The sequence below is a fragment of the Nocardia sp. NPDC004340 genome (genome assembly GCF_053602575.1).
Map to the genome: position 1 here is coordinate 634,300 of NZ_JBSGDW010000002.1, position 2,953 is coordinate 637,252.

Genomic DNA, 2,953 nt, shown 5'->3' on the forward strand with positions numbered 1-2,953 from the left:
GTCGCTGTCTCCCAATGTTTCGAGCAGTGGGACCAGCGTCGCCGGATAGGCCCGGAATGTCGGCAGTAGTGCGCTACCCGATTCCAGGCCGATGATCGGCGGCGAGGTGAGTAGCCGCGGTCAACGGGGTTTCACCTCGGCCAGCAGTTCGGGGCCGCGCTCCTCCAATCGGGTGGTCGCCCAGCGGATTCCGAGCAGCGCGGCGAGTACGCCGAGCAGCACACCGACCGGCAGGGCCGCCCACTGCACGAGCGAATTGTGCAGGTAGGCACCGATTCCCAGGATGGCCAGGGCGGGAGCGGCGGCCAGCACCTGCACCACGCCCACCGCCAACTGCATGAGCATCTTCATGCAGCCGGGGTTCCCGGTGCCCGCGAACGGATTTCCGCGCTGCGGCGGCAGTGCGAAGGCGGCGTGCGTGGACAAATACACGACGGCGCCCACGCCCACGCCGAACAGCACCGGCAGCGTGGACAGCGCCCACGGATACAGGTGGGCCAGACCGAGCGCGCCGGGGAGGACGAGCGTGGAGATCAGGGAGACCGGCCCGACCAGCAGCGCCCAGGAGTAGGCCCGGCCGCGGACGTCCGCCCGGGCCGCGCCCGGCGTCACCAGCGTTTGCCAGACCGCCGTGCCGTCGAATCCGTACAGGTTGGTACTGGACATGGTGGCCAACCACACCACGAAAGCGCCCGAGAACGCGATGGTCCCGCTACCGCCGTTGCGGACCGACAGGAAGATCGGCAGCACGAAGCCGATGATCAGCAGCGGGATCAGGGCCGCGCGCCGGCGGCCGTCCCGCCACCAGGTGCGCAGTTCCTTGGCGACCACCGCGCCGACCGGAGTGGTGGGCAGGAAGCGGTCGAGCAGCCCGCCGCCGGTGTCGACCATCTGGGCCTCCGGCGCGGGCGGGGTGGTGAGCCGGCGCTCCAGCAGCACCGCCCACGACTGCCACAGCACCAGCGACAGCAGGGCCAGACCGAGCAGCGCCAACAGCGCGAGTAGGTAGTCGCCTCGGGAAGCGGCCTCGACGGCGTACGGGGCCCAGCCCGACGGGACCGAGCGCAACAGGATGGACAGGCCGCCGCGGTCGCCGTCGAGTTTCGGGCCGGCCGTGGTGATGAGCAGATTCAGCGGGTAGTACGCCAACCCGATGAGCGCCGCGAACAGCACGCCCAGGTCCTTGCCGCGCCGGGAGCGCATGGCCGCGCCCAGCCAGGCCACCACCACGCGGGCCAGCAGCACCACGAACACGAGTTGCAGGACCACGCCGAGCGCCGCGATTCCGGCTGCGGCCCAGCCGATCTGAGCGCCCAGCAGGACCAGCCCGGCGAAGGCGATCAGGTTGACGATGGGCGCGGGTCCCACGAACGCGGCGGCCCCGAGTCCGTAGGCGAGTTCCCGAGTCGTCAACGGCAGCAACCGGAACTGCTCGGGTTGCAGGGTTTCGTCGCTGGTTCCGGTGAGGACCGGCCCGCAGATCCAGCCCAGGGTCCAGGCCCCGAACAGCGCGGCGGCGATGGTCACGCCCCCGTGCACGCTCTCGTGCCCCTTGGCGATGAGCACCGCCGTGAACAGGGCGACCGCCAGTCCGAAGACGCTGCCCAGCACGAAGTTCAGCGCCGACCGGCTCTCGCGCAGGCTGCGTCCGATGATGCGCAGCCGCATCCGGATCAGGACGCCAACCACGACAGCCCCTCCTCGCCGCCGACCCGCCCCCCGACGAGCCGCACGAACGCCTCCTCCAGGGTCCCGTCGCCACGGACCTCGGCGAGGGTGCCGCCCGCGACCACGCGCCCCCGGTTGATCACGGCCACCCGATCGCAGATCGATTCCACCAGGGCCATCACGTGACTGGACAGGACCACCGATCCCCCGGCGGCCACGAACCGTTGCAGGATCGTCCGGATGGTTCCCGCCGAGACGGGGTCCACGGCTTCGAACGGCTCGTCCAGCACCAGCAGTTTCGGCGCGTGCAGCAGCGCCGTGGCCAGCCCGATCTTCTTGCGCATACCGGCCGAATAGTCAACGACCACAGTGTTTTCCGCGCCGTCGAGCTCGAGCACGTGCAGCAGCTCGTCCGCCCGCCCGACCACGGTCGCCTTGTCCATCCCGCGCAGCAGCCCGGTGAAGTTCAACAGCTCGCGCCCGGTCAGCCGCTCCGGCAAGGCCATCCCGTCGGGCAGCACCCCGACCACGGCCTTCGCGGCGACAGGGTCCGCCCACACGTCGTGCCCGAAGATCCGCGCCAGCCCCTGGTCCGGCCGCAACAACCCCACCGCCATCGACAGGGTGGTCGTCTTCCCCGCGCCATTGGGTCCCACCAGCCCGAAGAACGACCCGGGCGGCACCGCCAGGCTCACGCCCTCGACCACCCAGGGCCCGCCGAATCTCCTGTACAGCCCGCTCAGCTCGAGCGCCATCTGCCCGTTGGTCGTCACAAGCCCCTCCTTCGCGCGCGCCCCCACGGCGCTTTGCCCACGATACGTCCGAACTCGCTGTTCAACGAGTTATCGCGAGCGGCTCTCACGGCGCAACGAGCCCGCCCCTGGACGGCGGCTAGGGCAACAGTCTCGCTGTGTCCAAAGCGATTTCGAAGGGCCGCTGCATGACGACCTCGGATCCCGCGGCTGCGCGCCGCACCAGTTCGTACTCACCGGTGTCGGCGAGCGCGTAGGCGAACAGTATCGGCAGTTCTTCGCCGGGCAGTTGGCCCTTGAAGCGCGCGGTCTCCAGCCGCCAATAGTTGGGGATTCCGGCAGCGGTCCAGCGATCGGAAGCGGGCACGTGCATAGTCGAATTGTCCAGCTCATGTACCGGCATCGCCAAGGCAAACACCCCCCGATTCGCAGCTGAAGTCCGAAACCACCGCCAACGGGGTCGAGGCTAGCTCGGTTCAGCAGACGACTCGCCGGTGACGAACATTTGTTCGTTCGTCACCGGCGAGTTGCCG

The 2,953-nt window shown here is 69.7% G+C and carries 3 protein-coding genes; all 3 read right to left on the reverse strand.

All coding sequences use genetic code 11. The features are described 5' to 3' along the window. Nucleotides 1-120 precede the first annotated feature (120 nt). The 3 genes from ACWEOI_RS10545 to ACWEOI_RS10555 all read right to left on the reverse strand — a co-directional run bounded on the left by ACWEOI_RS10545 (nt 121) and on the right by ACWEOI_RS10555 (nt 2,793). Nucleotides 121-1,689 carry a hypothetical protein gene (locus tag ACWEOI_RS10545; RefSeq protein WP_452359462.1) on the reverse strand — a complete coding sequence of 523 codons (1,569 nt, stop codon included), beginning with the start codon at nt 1,687-1,689 and terminating at the stop codon, nt 121-123. Next, nucleotides 1,674-2,423 carry an ABC transporter ATP-binding protein gene (locus tag ACWEOI_RS10550; protein WP_357091369.1) on the reverse strand — a complete coding sequence of 250 codons (750 nt, stop codon included), beginning with the start codon at nt 2,421-2,423 and terminating at the stop codon, nt 1,674-1,676. The genes ACWEOI_RS10545 and ACWEOI_RS10550 overlap by 16 nt, the downstream gene beginning before the upstream one ends. Before the next feature lie 136 nt (nt 2,424-2,559). Continuing rightward, nucleotides 2,560-2,793: a hypothetical protein gene (locus ACWEOI_RS10555; RefSeq protein ID WP_452359463.1), complete on the reverse strand. Its 234-nt coding sequence runs from the start codon at nt 2,791-2,793 to the stop codon at nt 2,560-2,562. Nucleotides 2,794-2,953 lie beyond the last annotated feature (160 nt).